The organism is Nonomuraea sp. NPDC049625 (genome assembly GCF_040675285.1).
GTDB lineage: Bacteria > Actinomycetota > Actinomycetes > Streptosporangiales > Streptosporangiaceae > Nonomuraea > Nonomuraea angiospora_A.
Map to the genome: position 1 here is coordinate 607,152 of NZ_JBFAOQ010000004.1, position 14,480 is coordinate 621,631.

Annotated in this window: 16 protein-coding genes; 7 read left to right on the forward strand and 9 right to left on the reverse strand. The window is 70.3% G+C overall.

From position 1 onward, the window contains the following. Window positions 1-317 precede the first annotated feature (317 nt). From AB0J87_RS21140 to AB0J87_RS21155, 4 genes are all read right to left on the reverse strand, one after another. Complete coding sequence (locus AB0J87_RS21140) at window positions 318-1,613, reverse strand: hemolysin family protein (protein ID WP_363967460.1); 1,296 nt, start codon at window positions 1,611-1,613, stop codon at window positions 318-320. Next, window positions 1,610-2,086 (reverse strand): rRNA maturation RNase YbeY, encoded by a 477-nt coding sequence (gene ybeY, locus AB0J87_RS21145; protein ID WP_350724937.1) that lies wholly within the window; start codon window positions 2,084-2,086, stop codon window positions 1,610-1,612. Before ybeY ends, AB0J87_RS21140 begins: the two co-directional genes overlap by 4 nt. Further along, a complete protein-coding gene (locus AB0J87_RS21150; RefSeq protein ID WP_185071921.1) occupies window positions 2,083-3,123 on the reverse strand; it encodes a PhoH family protein in 1,041 nt (346 codons plus the stop codon). The genes ybeY and AB0J87_RS21150 overlap by 4 nt, the downstream gene beginning before the upstream one ends. A 91-nt stretch (window positions 3,124-3,214) precedes the next feature. Then, window positions 3,215-3,559: a histidine triad nucleotide-binding protein gene (locus AB0J87_RS21155; RefSeq protein ID WP_363967462.1), complete on the reverse strand. Its 345-nt coding sequence runs from the start codon at window positions 3,557-3,559 to the stop codon at window positions 3,215-3,217. 280 nt (window positions 3,560-3,839) lie between these two features. On the opposite strand from AB0J87_RS21155, the gene AB0J87_RS21160 reads away from it, so the two are divergent. Together AB0J87_RS21160 and AB0J87_RS21165 are read left to right on the forward strand one after the other, a co-directional pair. Beyond that, window positions 3,840-4,352 carry a SigE family RNA polymerase sigma factor gene (locus AB0J87_RS21160; protein ID WP_049573205.1) on the forward strand — a complete coding sequence of 171 codons (513 nt, stop codon included), beginning with the start codon at window positions 3,840-3,842 and terminating at the stop codon, window positions 4,350-4,352. Then, complete coding sequence (locus AB0J87_RS21165; protein WP_363967464.1) at window positions 4,349-4,999, forward strand: hypothetical protein; 651 nt, start codon at window positions 4,349-4,351, stop codon at window positions 4,997-4,999. Before AB0J87_RS21160 ends, AB0J87_RS21165 begins: the two co-directional genes overlap by 4 nt. Before the next feature lie 6 nt (window positions 5,000-5,005). On the opposite strand, the gene AB0J87_RS21170 is transcribed toward AB0J87_RS21165, so the two are convergent. From AB0J87_RS21170 to hrcA, 3 genes are read right to left on the reverse strand one after another with little or no spacing between them, the layout of a single operon-like run. Beyond that, on the reverse strand, window positions 5,006-5,731 hold the full coding sequence (locus tag AB0J87_RS21170) for a 16S rRNA (uracil(1498)-N(3))-methyltransferase (protein WP_363967466.1): 726 nt from the start codon (window positions 5,729-5,731) through the stop codon (window positions 5,006-5,008). Between the two features lies 1 nt (window position 5,732). Continuing rightward, a complete protein-coding gene (gene dnaJ / locus AB0J87_RS21175) occupies window positions 5,733-6,872 on the reverse strand; it encodes a molecular chaperone DnaJ (RefSeq protein WP_363967468.1) in 1,140 nt (379 codons plus the stop codon). 11 nt (window positions 6,873-6,883) lie between these two features. Beyond that, on the reverse strand, window positions 6,884-7,897 hold the full coding sequence (gene hrcA / locus AB0J87_RS21180; protein WP_350724927.1) for a heat-inducible transcriptional repressor HrcA: 1,014 nt from the start codon (window positions 7,895-7,897) through the stop codon (window positions 6,884-6,886). Between the two features lie 158 nt (window positions 7,898-8,055). Here hrcA and AB0J87_RS21185 point away from each other — a divergent pair, with 158 nt between their 5' ends. Genes AB0J87_RS21185 through AB0J87_RS21195 form a run of 3 tightly spaced genes read left to right on the forward strand, consistent with a single transcriptional unit; the run spans window position 8,056 to window position 10,507 of the window. Further along, window positions 8,056-8,886: a hypothetical protein gene (locus AB0J87_RS21185; protein WP_363967470.1), complete on the forward strand. Its 831-nt coding sequence runs from the start codon at window positions 8,056-8,058 to the stop codon at window positions 8,884-8,886. 17 nt (window positions 8,887-8,903) lie between these two features. Continuing rightward, complete coding sequence (locus AB0J87_RS21190) at window positions 8,904-9,710, forward strand: DUF3097 domain-containing protein (RefSeq protein ID WP_350724923.1); 807 nt, start codon at window positions 8,904-8,906, stop codon at window positions 9,708-9,710. Then, window positions 9,707-10,507 carry a DUF4870 domain-containing protein gene (locus tag AB0J87_RS21195; RefSeq protein ID WP_363967472.1) on the forward strand — a complete coding sequence of 267 codons (801 nt, stop codon included), beginning with the start codon at window positions 9,707-9,709 and terminating at the stop codon, window positions 10,505-10,507. Before AB0J87_RS21190 ends, AB0J87_RS21195 begins: the two co-directional genes overlap by 4 nt. Here AB0J87_RS21195 and hemW read toward each other — a convergent pair. Both hemW and AB0J87_RS21205 read right to left on the reverse strand, forming a co-directional pair. Beyond that, window positions 10,504-11,724 carry a radical SAM family heme chaperone HemW gene (hemW, locus tag AB0J87_RS21200; RefSeq protein WP_350724919.1) on the reverse strand — a complete coding sequence of 407 codons (1,221 nt, stop codon included), beginning with the start codon at window positions 11,722-11,724 and terminating at the stop codon, window positions 10,504-10,506. The two genes, AB0J87_RS21195 and hemW, sit on opposite strands and share 4 nt — an antisense overlap. A 302-nt stretch (window positions 11,725-12,026) precedes the next feature. Beyond that, a complete protein-coding gene (locus AB0J87_RS21205; protein WP_363967474.1) occupies window positions 12,027-12,203 on the reverse strand; it encodes a hypothetical protein in 177 nt (58 codons plus the stop codon). Window positions 12,204-12,209: 6 nt separating this feature from the next. Here AB0J87_RS21205 and AB0J87_RS21210 point away from each other — a divergent pair, with 6 nt between their 5' ends. Together AB0J87_RS21210 and AB0J87_RS21215 are read left to right on the forward strand one after the other, a co-directional pair. Then, complete coding sequence (locus AB0J87_RS21210; RefSeq protein WP_363967476.1) at window positions 12,210-13,010, forward strand: styrene monooxygenase/indole monooxygenase family protein; 801 nt, start codon at window positions 12,210-12,212, stop codon at window positions 13,008-13,010. Between the two features lie 38 nt (window positions 13,011-13,048). Further along, window positions 13,049-14,296 (forward strand): glycoside hydrolase family 18 protein, encoded by a 1,248-nt coding sequence (locus AB0J87_RS21215; protein WP_363967478.1) that lies wholly within the window; start codon window positions 13,049-13,051, stop codon window positions 14,294-14,296. The last annotated feature ends 184 nt before the right edge of the window (window positions 14,297-14,480 follow it).

The window sequence follows — 14,480 nt, forward strand, 5'->3', positions numbered from 1 at the left end:
CTCCCCCACCGACGAATGCGGCAATCCACCGGAGCTTCCACCAATGCGCAAAAAGGGTGCCCTCACCCGGTTTTCCGGACGAGAACACCCTTTACGCCGACCTGCGTCCCAGCCGGCTGGGCAGCCGGCCGGGACACCGTCGTTCCCCCCAGGGACATCCTCCCGCCGCGAACCCCACCCGGCGTTCGGATGCTTTCCCCTCTGACACCCACCGCACTGGATGTCGTGGTTAGAGAGTGCCCGGACCGGCTTGCAGAAGACTTGTAGAACGCTTGCGACCTTTCGTCCGCCTTCGTCCGGACCCGCCCTGCGACAGGTCAGTCGTGTTCGGCGCCGACCGGTTCGGTGTCGTCCTCCTGGGGCTTGGCACGGCGGACCACCACCGTGCTGATGCGGTTGCGGCGGCCCGCCAGGCTCTCGGCGGTGAGCATGAGCCCGGCCACCTCGGCCTGCGACCCGGCGATGGGCACCCGGCCCAGAGCGTGGGCGAGCAGCCCGCCCACGGTCTCCACGTCGTCGACCTCGATCTCCGTGTCGAACAGCTCGCCCAGCTCGTCGACCGGCATCCGGGCCGTCACCCGCATCCCGCCGTCTGACATGGGCTCGACGCGGGGCGCCTCCTGGTCGTACTCGTCGGTGATCTCGCCGACGATCTCCTCCAGCACGTCCTCGATCGTGACCAGCCCGGCGGTGCCGCCGTACTCGTCGATGACGATGGCGATGTGGATCTGGCGCGCCTGCATCTCCCGCATGAGCTGGTCGATGGGCTTGCTCTCGGGCACGTACGCGGCCGTCCGCATGATCGACTCGACCGTGTCCTCGCCCCCGCCCTCGCCGGACTCGTGGATCTTGCGGGCGATGTCCTTGAGGTAGGCGATGCCGATGACGTCGTCCTCGTTCTCGCCCACGACGGGGATGCGGGAGAACCCGCTGCGCAGCGCCAGCGACAGGGCCTGGCTGATCGACTTGCCGCGTTCGATGTGGACCATGTCGGTACGCGGCACCATGACCTCGCGCACCAGCGTGTCACCCAGCTCGAAGACCGAGTGGATCATCTCGCGCTCGTCCGGCTCGATCACCCGGCGCTCCTCGGCCAGGTCGACCAGCTCGCGCAGCTCGGCCTCCGAGGTGAACGGCCCGTCGCGGAACCCCTTGCCGGGGGTCAGGGCGTTGCCGAGCAGGATGAGCAGCTTGGGCAGCGGGCCGAAGATGCGGGTCAGGCCGTAGACGATGGGGGCGCTGGCCAGCGCGACCGGCTCGGCGTGCTGGCGGCCCAGCGTACGCGGCATGACACCGACCACGACGTAGCTGACCACGATCATCACGACCGCGGCCCAGACGTACGCCCAGCCCTGGTCGTGCATGAGGTCGATGAACAGCAGGGTCGCGATGACCGTGGCCACCAGCTCGCAGCTCAGCCTGAGCAGGAGGAGCAGATTGAGGTAGCGGGGCGGGTCGTTGACGATGGCCTGCAGGCGCACCGCGCCCCGCCGGCCCTCACGCACGTATTCCTCGGTGCGCACCCTTGAGATGCGCGTCAGTGCCGTCTCCGCGCTGGCGATCAGGCCACCGATGATCACGAGCGCGATGGCCGACAGCAACCAGGCGTTCACTGCGGGTTGCGCACCTCCTGCCACGACTCCAGGAGCCGGGCCTGCAGGCCGAACATCTCCTTGTGCTCCTCGGGCTCGGCGTGGTCGTAGCCGAGCAGGTGGAGGATGCCGTGGGTGCACAGCAGCTCCAGCTCGTCGGCCGCGCTGTGGCCCGCCTCCTTGGCCTGCCGGGCGGCCACGTGCGGGCAGAGCACGACGTCGCCGAGGAGCGCCGGGTCGGCCGGGCTCTCGGAGTCGCCGCGCGCTCCGCCGCCGGGGCGCAGCTCGTCCATCGGGAACGCCAGCACGTCGGTCGGGCCCGGCTCGCCCATCCACTTCTCGTGGAGCTCGGCCATGGCGTCCTCGTCGACCACCACGATGGACAGCTCGGCGAGCGGGTTGATGCCCATCTCGCCGAGCACGTGAGCGGCCAGGGCGGAGAGCTTCTCCTCGTCGACCTCTACGCCGGACTCGTTGTTGATCTCGATGCTCATGGTCGCCGCTTCCCCCGGTGCTGGATGCTCTTGGGCTCCTGCGCGGCCTGCGTGGCGTCGTAACGCCCGTACGCGTCCACGATCTCGCTCACCAGCTTGTGCCGGACCACGTCGGCGCTGGACAGGCGCGCGAAGTGGATGTCGGGGATGCCGTCGAGGATCTCCTGGACGACCCGCAGCCCGCTCACCGTGCCGGCGGGCAGGTCGACCTGCGTCACGTCACCGGTCACCACGATCTTGGAGTTGAATCCGAGCCGGGTGAGGAACATCTTCATCTGCTCGGCCGAGGAGTTTTGCGCCTCGTCGAGGATGATGAACGCGTCGTTGAGCGTGCGACCGCGCATGTACGCCAGCGGCGCGACCTCGATCGTGCCCGCGGCCATCAGCTTGGGGATCGAGTCGGGGTCGACCATGTCGTGCAGGGCGTCGTAGAGCGGCCGCAGGTAGGGGTCGATCTTCTCGTACAGGGTGCCGGGCAGGAAGCCCAGCCGCTCGCCGGCCTCGACGGCGGGGCGCGTCAGGATGATCCGGTTGACCCGCTTCTCCTGCAGCGCCCGCACGGCCTTGGCCATCGCGAGATAGGTCTTGCCGGTGCCGGCGGGGCCGATGCCGAACACGACCGTGTGCTTGTCGATCGCGTCGACGTAGCGCTTCTGGTTGACCGTCTTCGGCCTGATGGTGCGCCCGCGCGAGGAGAGGATGTCGAGCGACAGCACCTCGGCGGGACGGTCGGAGGTCATGCGGAGCATGGCGATGCTCCGCTCGACCGCGTCGGGGGTGAGCTCGCCGCCGCTGCGCAGGACCTCGACCAGCTCCTCGAAGAGCCGCACCACGGTGCCGCTCTCGTCGGGGCTGCCGGTGACGGTGATCTCGTTACCCCGTACGTGGATGTCGGCCCTGAAGGCACCCTCGATGACGCGTAGCAGCTCGTCGCGGGAGCCCAGGAGGCTGACCATCGGGTATTCGTCCGGAATCAGCACCTTGGCTTGAGTGCGCGAGGGAGGTGCCGTACGTCGGGATTCGTGTAGTTCGGACATGGGCAGGCCCGCGGCCTGATGCCTCCAGGTCTCTTGCGTTGTTCGTCTGAGCCCATGGTATCCGGGACCAGGCCGATTGCTCTCCCCAATATCAGCCGGGGGGCCAGGTGAGGCCGCGCCCGCCCAGGACGTGGGCGTGCACGTGGAAGACCGTCTGCCCGGCGCCGGGCCCGGTGTTGAACACCACGCGGTAGCCGCCGTCGGCCACGCCCTCCTGCACGGCCACGGCGTGGGCGGTCTTGAGCACGTCGTCGGCCAGCCCGTCGTCGGCCCTGGCGAGCTCCGCGGCGTCGCGGTGGTGCTGCTTCGGGATGACCAGCACGTGGGTCGGGGCCTGCGGGTTGACGTCGCGGAACGCCAGCGTCCTGCCGGTTTCGTAAACGATCTCGGCGGGAATCTCCTTGGCGACGATTTGACAGAAGAGGCAATCGCTCACCCGGCCACCTTATCGAGACCCCCGACGCACGGAACCCGTTGCGAATCGGTAATCAGCTGCGTCGTGCGCAGGAAGATCCACACGGTTAGGGTAAGTGTGCGACACTTCAGCAAAAAAAGAGACGATTCAGGGTCGGGCGAGCGCCACCTGGCGAGGACACGACTGGGTAATGCACCCTAAGGAACCGGGGAAACCTCAAGAACCGGAAGAGCGTAAACCCTCTGGGAAGGCCGCGCGTCCCACTGATGTGACCACCGAAACCCTTCTGGCCGACAGGTCGATGGGGGCGGTGCCGGTCGGGTGGGATGCCGACATGGCCGTGACCGCGCTCTATAGCGCGCATTTTCGGTCGTTGGTGCGTCTTGCCGTGTTGCTGGTGCGAGACATGGCAACAGCCGAGGAAGTCGTGCAGGATGCGTTCGTCGCCATCCATGGCGCCTGGCGCAGGCTGCGTGACCCCGACAAGGCACTGGCCTACCTCCGTCAATCCGTCGTCAACCGGTCCCGTTCCGTGCTGCGTCACCGCGCGGTCGTCGAGAAGTACGCTCCCAAGGGTCTGCCGGACGCCCCGAGCGCCGAGAACGGCGCGATCGGCGAGCTGGAACGCTCCGCCGTCATCGAGGCGTTACGGGCCCTGCCGACCCGACAGAGAGAAGCACTGGTTCTGCGGTACTACGGTGATCTGTCCGAAGCTGAGATAGCCCACGCGATGGGCATCAGCAAGGGCGCGGTCAAGAGCCACACCGCACGTGGCATGGCCGCCTTGCGATCCGTTCTGGAGAAAATGTCATGACCCAGCCCCCCGACGAGCACGGAGATCTCCTGCGCCGTGCGCTCCGCGCGGAGGCGGACGCGGTCGTGCCCTCGCCGGACGGACTGGAGATCATCCGCACCCGCATCGAGCGGCGCGGCGTCCGCAATCTGTTCTGGTGGCGAGCGGGCGCGGCCGCCGCCAGTGCCCTCCTGGTGGCGGGAACGATCGTGATGGCCGTTCCCAGCCTGCGCTCGCAGATCATCGACCAGCCCGCCAAGTGGGTGGACAGCGAGACGACCTCCAAGGTGCCGTCCAACTCCTCCACCACCCGCTCCCAGGAGCCGCCGCCCAGGCAGCCGACCAGCCACGACCAGCACCCGGTGGGAATCCCCGAGATCCCCTCGAAGAGCCCGACGCCCCGGCCCACGAAGAGGGCCGAATCGACCAGCAGGCCCTCGCCGACCCCCACTCCCACGACGACCGAGTGCCCGTCGCCCCTGGCCGAGCAGGCCGAGCCGCCGTCCGACTGCCCCACGGTCTCGCCGACCCCGTCGCCGTCGTCATCGGTGGAGGAGACCCTGCAGCCCACGACGTGCCCGGCCGACGAGTGCCCGCCCGACGACATCACCGACAGTCCGACCGACGTGACCAGCCCGTTGGTGGACGCCTCTCACCCGACGCCCTGAAAGGCTCTACCAGCGTCCGGTACGCGTGAGCAGCACTGAGGCCGCCGCCACCCCTGCCGTGGACGTACGCAGCACCGTGGGCCCCAGCAGCACGGACACCGCTCCTGCCGCCCGGAACCCGGCGAGTTCGTCGTCCGAGACGCCCCCTTCGGGCCCCACGATCACCACGATGTCGCCCGACGCGGGCAGCGCCACGCCGGACAGCGGCTCGGCCGCCTCCTCGTGCAGCACCAGCCCCAGCGCCGCGCCCGCCAGCAGCTTGCCGACCTGCGCGGTGGTGGCGGGCTCGGTCACCTCGGGAAGGTGGAACCTGCGGGCCTGCTTGCCCGCCTCACGAGCCGTCGAGCGCCACTTGTGCAGCCCCTTGGCGACCTTGTCGCCCTTCCACTGGGTGATGCTGCGCGAGGCGGCCCAGGGCACGATGACGTCCACGCCCGCCTCGGTCATCATCTCGACGGCCAGCTCGCCCCGGTCGCCCTTGGGCAGCCCCTGGACGACGACCAGCCGCGGCCGCGGCGGCTCGACCTCGTAGCGGCGCAGCACGTCGAGCCTCAGCGCGTCCTTGAGGACCTCGCGGACGACGCACTCGGCGACCGCGCCGGCGCCGTCCGTCAGATCAATCCGCTCGCCGGCCCGAAGGCGCCGCACGGAGGCCGCGTGGCGCCCCTCGGGGCCGCCGAGCGTCAGCTCGGGCCCGTCCAGCTCCTGCGACAGGAACACCGGGACGGTCACGTCACCTGCCGTTGAAGGCGTCGCGCAGCCGCGAGAAGAAGCCCTGCTGGCCGGGGGCGAACTTGCCCGGCGGCCGCTCCTCGCCCCGCTGCTTGGCCAGCTCGCGCAGCAGCTCCTCCTGCGCGGGCTCGAGGCGGGTCGGGGTCTCGACGTTGACGTGGATCAGCAGGTCGCCGCGGCCGGACTCGTTGAGCCGCTGCACGCCCCGCCCGAACATGGTGATGACCTGGCCCGACTGCGTGCCGGGGCGGACATCGACCTCCTCCGAGCCGTCGAGCGTCTCGACCGCCAGGATGGTGCCGAGCGCGGCCGCCGTCATCGGGATCTGCACGGTGCAGTGGAGGTCGTCGCCGCGCCGCTCGAAGATCTCGTGGGCACGCTCGACGATCTCGAGGAACAGGTCTCCGGGCGGGCCGCCGCCGGGGCCGACCTCGCCCTCGCCGGCGAGCTGGATGTGGGTGCCGTCCTCGACGCCCGCGGGGATGCGGACCTTGATCGTACGGCGGGTGCGCACCCGCCCGTCGCCGGAGCACTCCTGGCAGGGGTGGCGGATGATGGAGCCGAAACCGCCGCACTGCGGGCAGGGCCGCGAGGTCATGACCTGGCCCAGGAACGAGCGGGTGACCTGGGAGATCTCGCCGCGCCCGTTGCACATGTCGCAGGTGTCGGGGTGGGTGCCGGGCGCCGTGCCGGCCCCGTGGCAGACCTCGCAGAGCACGGCCGTGTCGACGACCAGCTCACGCGTGGTGCCGAACGCCGTCTCGCGCAGGTCGAGCTCGACCCGGATGGTGGCGTTGCGTCCCCTGCGGGCACGCGAGCGCGGGCCCCTGGCGCCGGCCGCGGTGCCGAAGAACGCGTCCATGATGTCGCTGAAGGGGAAGCCCGCTCCGAAGCCGCCGGCGCCCGCGCCTGCTCCGGCGCCGCCGAAGGGGTCGCCACCCAGGTCGTACATCTGGCGCTTGTTCGGGTCGGACAGCACCTCGTAGGCCTGCGTGATCTCCTTGAACCGCTCCTGGGTCTCAGGATCGGGGTTCACGTCGGGATGCAGCTCGCGGGCAAGTCGGCGATAAGCCTTCTTGATCTCGTCCTGACTGGCGTCACGGCGCACCCCGAGGGTGGCGTAATAGTCGCTGTTTGCCACTTATCGACCTCTTATGATGCAGCCAGGATCTGGCTGACGTAGCGTGCCACCGCGCGCACGGCTCCCATCGTCACTGGGTAGTCCATCCTCGTGGGCCCCAACACCCCGAGCCGGGCCAGTTGGTTGTCGCCTGAACCGTATCCGGTCGCGACTATGGATGTCCCCCGCAGATAGGGGTTTTCGGAGCCGATGCGCACGGTGAGCGCGGACGGTGTGTCTGCGGATGTCTCGCCGAGCAGCCTCATGAGCACGACCTGCTCCTCCAGCGCCTCGAGCACGTCGCGCAGGCCGATCGAGAAGTCGGCGCCCGCGAGGTTGGCCGCGCCGGCGAACACGATCTTCTCGTCGTGCCGCTCGACCAGCGTCTCCAGCAGCACCGACAGGATCGTCGCCACCACCGGGCGGTCTTCGAGAGGGAGCCGCTCGGGCAGGTCGGCGACCAGCTCGGGCACGTTGCTCAGGCCGCAGCCGTCGAGGCAGGCGTTGAGGACCGCGCGCAGGTGGGCGATGCGGGTGTCCTCCACCACCTCGGGCAGCTCGATGACGCGCTGCTCGACGCGGCCGGTGTTGGTGATCAGCACGAGCATGACCCGCCGGTCGTTCAGCGGCACCAGCTCGACGTGCCTGACCGTCGAACGCGTCAGCGTCGGGTATTGCACCACCGCCACCTGCCTGGTCAGCTGCGCGAGCAGCCGGACCGTGCGGGTGACCACGTCGTCGAGGTCGACCGCACCGGCCAGGAACGTCTCGATGGCCCTGCGCTCGGCCCCGGACAGGGGCTTGACCTGCGAGAGCCGGTCGACGAACAGCCGATAGCCCTTGTCGGTCGGCACGCGGCCGGCGCTGGTGTGGGGTTGGGTGATGTAGCCCTCCTCCTCCAGCGCGGCCATGTCGTTCCTGACCGTCGCCGGGGAGACTTTCAGGTTGTGGCGCTCGGCGAGCGCCTTGGAGCCCACCGGTTCGTTGGTGGACACGTAGTCTTCGACAATGGCGCGGAGCACCGCCAGCTTCCGATCGTCGAGCACGTGCTCACCTCCTGCCTCTGACATCCGAGGAACGCAACCATCTAGCACTCTGTGTTCCTGAGTGCCAAGTGTACGGCTCTCATCCACAAGGTGCGATAACACAAGGTCGCAACCAGGCTCCTAGCTTCTTACAAGGGGCAAGTACCACACTTGCCGACATGAGCGACAACTCCCCGCCTCCGCCGTACGGGCCCCAGCCCGGCTCCCAGCCCGGGTACGGCCCACAGCCCGGCTCCCAGCCGGGTTACGGCCCTCAGCCCGGGTCCCAGCCCGGCTATGGCCCTCAGGCCGGGTCTCAGCCTGGCTACGGTCAGCCACCGCCCCAGTACGGGCCGCCGCCGCAGTACGGGCCTCCGCCTCAGTACGGCCCGCCACCCCAGTACGGCCCACCTCCTCAGTACGGACAGTACGGCCAACAACCCCAATTCCCCGTACGAATCGACTCGAAAGCCATCAAACCGCGACTTTGGTGGATCGGGCTCGTCTGGGGCATCGCCGTGGTCTGCACCATCGCAGGCGTCGTCCTGTTCGCCACGGGCATCGTCAGCAGCGTCAGCAACATAGCCCCCACCAGGACGTTCGCGTCCGGCGAAACCGTGACGGTGCCGATCGACCCGGCGAACAAACCCGCCGTCTACCTCTCCAGCGACACCGCCGTCCACTACGAGTGCCAGATCACCAACGGAGCCAGGCTCGCCAAGACCACGGGCACGCAGACGGTCACGGCCGGGTCCGTCAAGTGGGAGCAGATCCTCGTGATCAACGCGCCCACCAGGGGCGACTACCAGCTGTCCTGCACCACCCAGGAGCAGGCCGACGTGCGCTACGGCGTGGGCCGCGAGCTGACCTCGGCCGCGGGCGGCATCGCCGGTGGGGTGATGGCGCTCATCCTGATCCCCGGGGCGGGACTGCTCATCGCCATCGCCGGCACCATCATCGTGCTGGTCCGCCGCAGCGGCGCGCGCAAGCGCCTTGCGGTCGGCGGGTGATTTGCTACGGTCCCCGTGTGTACGAGGGCGATGTGCTGGCGGGGAATTGGCGGCGGCCGGGCAAGGGCAAGATCCCGAAAGTGCCGGCCGAGCTGGACCTCGTCGTGGAGGACGCCGACAGCGGCTTCTGCGGCGCGGTGGTGGCCTGTGACAAGGAGGCCGTCACGCTCGAAGACCGGTTCGGCAAACGCCGGCTGTTCCCGCTCGCGCCCGCCGCGTTCCTGCTGGAGGGCAAGCCCGTGACGCTGGTACGCCCGTCGGCGGCCCCCGCGGGGCCCAGGCGCAGCGCGTCGGGCTCGATCGCCGTGGAGGGGCTGCGGGCGAGGGTCGCCCGGGAGAGCCGCATCTACGTGGAGGGCGTGCACGACGCCGCCCTGGTGGAGAAGATCTGGGGCCATGACCTGCGGGTCGAGGGGGTCGTGGTCGAATACCTGGAGGGCGTGGACCATCTGCCGGCCATCGTGGCGGAGTTCGGCCCGGAGCCGGAGCGCCGGCTGGGGGTGCTGGTGGACCACCTCGTGCCCGGCTCCAAGGAGAGCAGGATCGCCGCCGAGATCACCTCGCCGGACGTGCTCGTCGTGGGGCATCCGTACATCGACATCTGGCAGGCGGTCAAGCCGTCCGTGCTGCGCATTCCCGCCTGGCCCGCGGTGCCGCGCGGAGTGCCGTGGAAAGAGGGCGTCATCGCCGCCCTGGGCTGGCGGATGGAGCCCGCGGAGGCGTGGCGGCGGATCCTCGGGGCCGTCTCCACGTACACAGACCTGGAGCCGGAACTGCTCGGCCGGGTCGAGGAACTGATCGACTTCGTTACGGAGGCATCATGAGCCAGGACCCGCCGCAACCGCCGCCGCCGGACGACGACGCCACCCGCTTCGTCCCCCCGTCGAGCATCCCGCCCAGCCAGGGCTCCGGCCCCCAGCAGCCCGGATACGGCCGGCAATCCGGGTCACAGCCTGGCGTTTACGGGCAGCAGCCCGGCTCCGAGCCCCATTACGGCCAGCCGGGGTACGGGCAGCAGCCAGGGTCCCAGCCCGGCTACGGCCAACCGGCGTACGGTCAACCCGGCTACGGACAGCCCGGTCCCGGTCAACCCGGCTACGGACAGCCCGGTCCCGGCCAGCCCGGCTACGGACAACCCGGTTATGGCCAACCCGGTTATGGCCAGCCCGGCTACGGTCAGCAGCCCCAGGGTTACGGCCCTCCCCCGCCTGGTTACGGCTCCGCGCCGCAGCCGCCCGGCTACGGATACGGATACGGCGCGCCCGGCGAGCCGTACGTCCCCGGCAGGTTCGGCCCCCGCCCGGGCACCGACGACACCACCATGGCGATGCTCTCGCACCTGCTCGGCCTGGTGGTCTCCTGGGTCGGCCCGCTGATCATCTACCTGATGAAGAAGGACGAGTCCCCCTACGTCAGGGATCAGGCGGCGGAGGCGCTCAACTTCCAGATCACGATGTTCATCGGCTACGTCATCTCGGGCATCCTGACGATCATCTTCATCGGCCTGCTCCTGCTGCCGGTCGTCTGGATCCTGTCCCTGATCTTCCACATCCAGGCCGCCATGGCCACCAACAAGGGCGAGCCGTACCGCTACCCGTTCGCCGTCCGCCTGATCACCTAGACCAGCAGATCCCTGATCAGCGCGTCGGCCAGCAGCCGCCCCTGCAGCGTGAGCACCATGAGGCCGGACCTGAACGGCCCGGGCTCCAGCAGGCCGCGCGCCAGCGCGCTCGCCACGGCCGGGCGCGCGTCCGGGGCCACCTCGGCCAGCGGGTAGCCGGACGAAAGCCGCAGCTCCAGCATCAGCCGCTCGGCCGCCCGGTCGTCGTCGCCGAGCACCTCGCGCGCGTGGGCGGGCGACGTGCCCGCGGCCAGCCGCTGGGCGTAGGCGGCCGGGTGCTTGACGTTCCACCAGCGGGTGCCGCCGACGTGGCTGTGGGCGCCGGGCCCGGCGGCCCACCAGTCGCCGCCCGTCCAGTAGAGCAGGTTGTGGCGGCAGCGGGCCCGGTCGGACGTGGCCCAGTTGGACACCTCGTACCAGTCGAACCCGGCCTGGGACAGCAGCTCGTCGGCGATCAGGTAGCGGTCGGCGGCCACGTCGTCGTCGGGCATGGGCAGCTCGCCGCGCCGGATCCTGGCCGCCAGCCTGGTGCCCTCCTCGACGATCAGCGAGTACGCCGACACGTGGTCGGGCCCGGCCTCGATCGCGGCGGCCAGCGAGGCCCGCCAGTCGTCGTCGGACTCGCCGGGCGTGCTGTAGATCAGGTCGAGGTTGACGTGCTCGAACCCGGCCTGCCTCGCCTCCTTGACGGCCGCCGCCGCCCTGCCGGGGGTGTGCCGGCGGTCGAGCACCTGGAGCACGTGCTCGGCCACGCTCTGCATGCCGAAGCTGATCCGGTTGAAGCCGCCCTGGCGGAGCTTGTCGAGGTAGGCCGGGTCGACGGACTCGGGGTTGGCCTCCGTGGTCACCTCGGCACCCGCGCTCAACCCGAACTCCGAGTCGATCGCGGCCAGGATCCTGGCCAGGTCTTCCGGGGGGAGCAGCGTGGGCGTGCCACCGCCGAAGAACACCGTCTCCACCGGCAGCTCGGCCGGGCCCAGGACGCGGCGCGCGAGGCGGATCTCCTCGACGACCGTGTCCGCGTAGTCCCGGTGCGAGGCGCCGGGGCCCAGCTCGGCGGCGGTGTAGGTGTTGAAGTCGCAGTAGCCGCAGCGGGTCACGCAGAACGGCACGTGCACGTAGAAGCCGAACGGACGCTCGCCGAGGCCCCTCAGGGCGCTGTCGGGCAGCTCGCCCGAGGTGGGCACGGGATCGCCGTCAGGCAGGGTGGATGGCACCCCTTCAGTTTGCCCGTTGTTCGAGGGTGCTATCGAACTGCAACCCCCGAGAGGTTCACTGCTGCACATGGCGGGCATCGGCATCGTGGGCGCGGGAATCTCGGGGCTGACCCTCGCTCTGCGCCTCCAGCAGCTCGGCATCGAGGCCACGCTCTACAGCGAGCGGGACGCCGGTTCCCTGCGCTCGGGGCGGCTGCCCAACACGGTGGGCAGGATGGGGCACACCCTGGCACGGGAGCGGGAGCTGGGCTGCGAGCACTACCGGGATCCCGCGTGCCTGATGGGATCCGCCGAGCTCTCGATCAAGGGGGGATCCGCCGCTGGAGTTCCTGGCCAGGATCTCCGAGCCGTTCCACGCGGTCGACTTCCGGCTGCTGCTGCCCGCGTACCTGGACGACTTCACCGGCCGGGGCGGCGAGGTCGTCGTCACCGGCGCGCCGCCGGACGCGGCGCGGGTGGATCGATGGTCCCGGGAGCACGAGCTGATGGTGGTGACGGCCGGGCGGCGCTCGGTGGCGGAGCTGTTCCCGCGCGACCCGGTGCGCTCGCCGTTCGACCGGCCGCAGCGCGTCCTGACGGCCGGGTTGTACGGCGGTCTCGACCTCGGCCCCATGTTCAGCTACAACGTCTCGCCCGGGTGCGGGGAGATCCTCCGCATGCCGATGATGACCAGGCACGGCGTGGTCTCCAGCGTGCTGGTCGAGGCGGTTCCCGGCGGGCCGCTGGAGCCGCTCTCGCGCATGCCCGCGGCCGAGGTCGCCGGGGAGCTGGCCGGGCTGCTCGCCGAGCACGCGCCGCGACTGGCCGAGCGGGTGGACGGGGGCTTCGAGCTGCTGGGTGAGGACGACCTGCTGCAAGGGGCGATCACGCCGGTCGTCCGCGAGGCGGTGGCCGAGCTGCCCGGCGGGCGGATCGCGCTGGCCGTCGGCGACGCCTGGATCACCAACGACCCGCTGACCGGCCAGGGCGCGAACCTGGGTTCGGCCTGCGCCTGGATCGCGGCCGACGCCATCGCGGCGGGCGGCCCGTACGACGCCGCCTTCGGCCGCGCCACGGCGGAGCGGATGTGGGAGGCGGCGGCGCCGGTCACCGACTGGACGAACGCGTTCCTGCGGCCGCCGGCCGCGCACGTCGTGACCCTGCTGCTGGCGGCCACGAGCAGGCAGGACGTGGCGGACCTGGTCCTCGGCCTGTTCGCGAACCCGGCGTACGCGTGGGCGGTGATCTCGAGCCCCGAGGAGGTGGCGCGGATCGTTGACGGCGGCGGGCCGTCGCCCTACTTTTAGGAAAGTTTCCTATAAGTGCACCCCTCGGGAGTCGCCCCGTGAAGAAGACGATCCTCCTCGCACTCTCGCTCTTACTCGGCTGTACGGCGATCTCCGCGCCCGCCGAGGCCCGCACCGGCTTCAAACGGGTCGCGTACTTCATCCAGTGGGGCGTCTACGGGCGCAACTACCACGTCAAGGACGTGGACGCCACGGGCGCCGCGGCCAAGCTCACACACCTGAACTACGCGTTCGGGTTCGTGAACGCCGGGGGCGCCTGCTACTCGGCCGACCCGTGGGCGGACTGGCAGCGGCCCGTGCCCGCGGAGCAGAGCGTGGACGGCGTGGCCGACGCTCCCGGCCAGGCCCTGAACGGCAACCTCAACCAGCTCCGCAAGCTCAAGGCCAAGCACCCGGGGCTCAAGGTGATGATCTCGCTGGGCGGCTGGACCGGTTCCAAGTACTTCTCCGACGCGGTCCTCACCGCCGAGTCCCGTGCCGCGCTGGCCCGCTCGTGCATCGACCTGTGGCTGCGCGGCAACCTGCCGGACCTCCCCGCGGGCGCCGGAGCCGGCGTGTTCGACGGGATCGACCTGGACTGGGAGTGGCCGGGCTCCTCCGGCGCCGAGGGGAACGTCGTGCGGCCGGAGGACAGGCGGAACTTCACGCTGTTCGCGGAGGAACTGCGGGCGCAGCTCACCGCCTTCTCCTCAAACGCTCAGCTCACGGCCTTCCTCCCGGCCGCGGCCGCCAAGATCGACGCCGGGTTCGAGGTGCGGCGGGTGTTCAGGGCGCTCGACTTCGCCACCGTCCAGGGGTATGACCTGCACGGGACGTGGGAGGCGCAGACCGGGCACAACGGCAACCTCCTTACCGATCGGCGGGATCCGAACCCGGTGCGGTACAGCGTGGACCAGACCGTACGCGACTACCTGTCCCGCGGGGCGCCCGGCCGCAAGATCGTGGTCGGCGTACCCGCGTACGGGCAGGGCTGGACGGGGGTCACCGGCGGCGGCGACGGCCTCTACAAGCCGGCCACCGGCCCCGCCGCCGGGAAGTGGGGGCCTGGGACGGAGGACTACAAGGACCTGGTCACCAAGCCCGGCAAGCGCTACCGGGACCTGCGGACCGGGGCCCTGTGGCTGTATGACGGGAACGAGTTCTGGTCGTACGACGATCCGGCGGTGCTGCTGCAGAAGGCGGCGTACATCCGCCTCAAGGGGCTGGGCGGCTCGATGATGTGGTCCATCGACCAAGACGACGCTCACGCCTCCCTCACCTCAGCCCTGTACTCAATCCTCCACTGACCCCACCCCAAATGGTCGGGTTAGGAGGCGGATGGGCAGCCCCGGACGGCTGCCCATCCGAGTGGGCCGGGCGGTTGGCCCGAACGGACGGCCCGAACGGACGGCCCGAACGGACGGCCCGAACGGACGGCCCGAACGGACGGCCCGAACGGACGGCCCGAACGGACGGCCCGAACGGACGGCC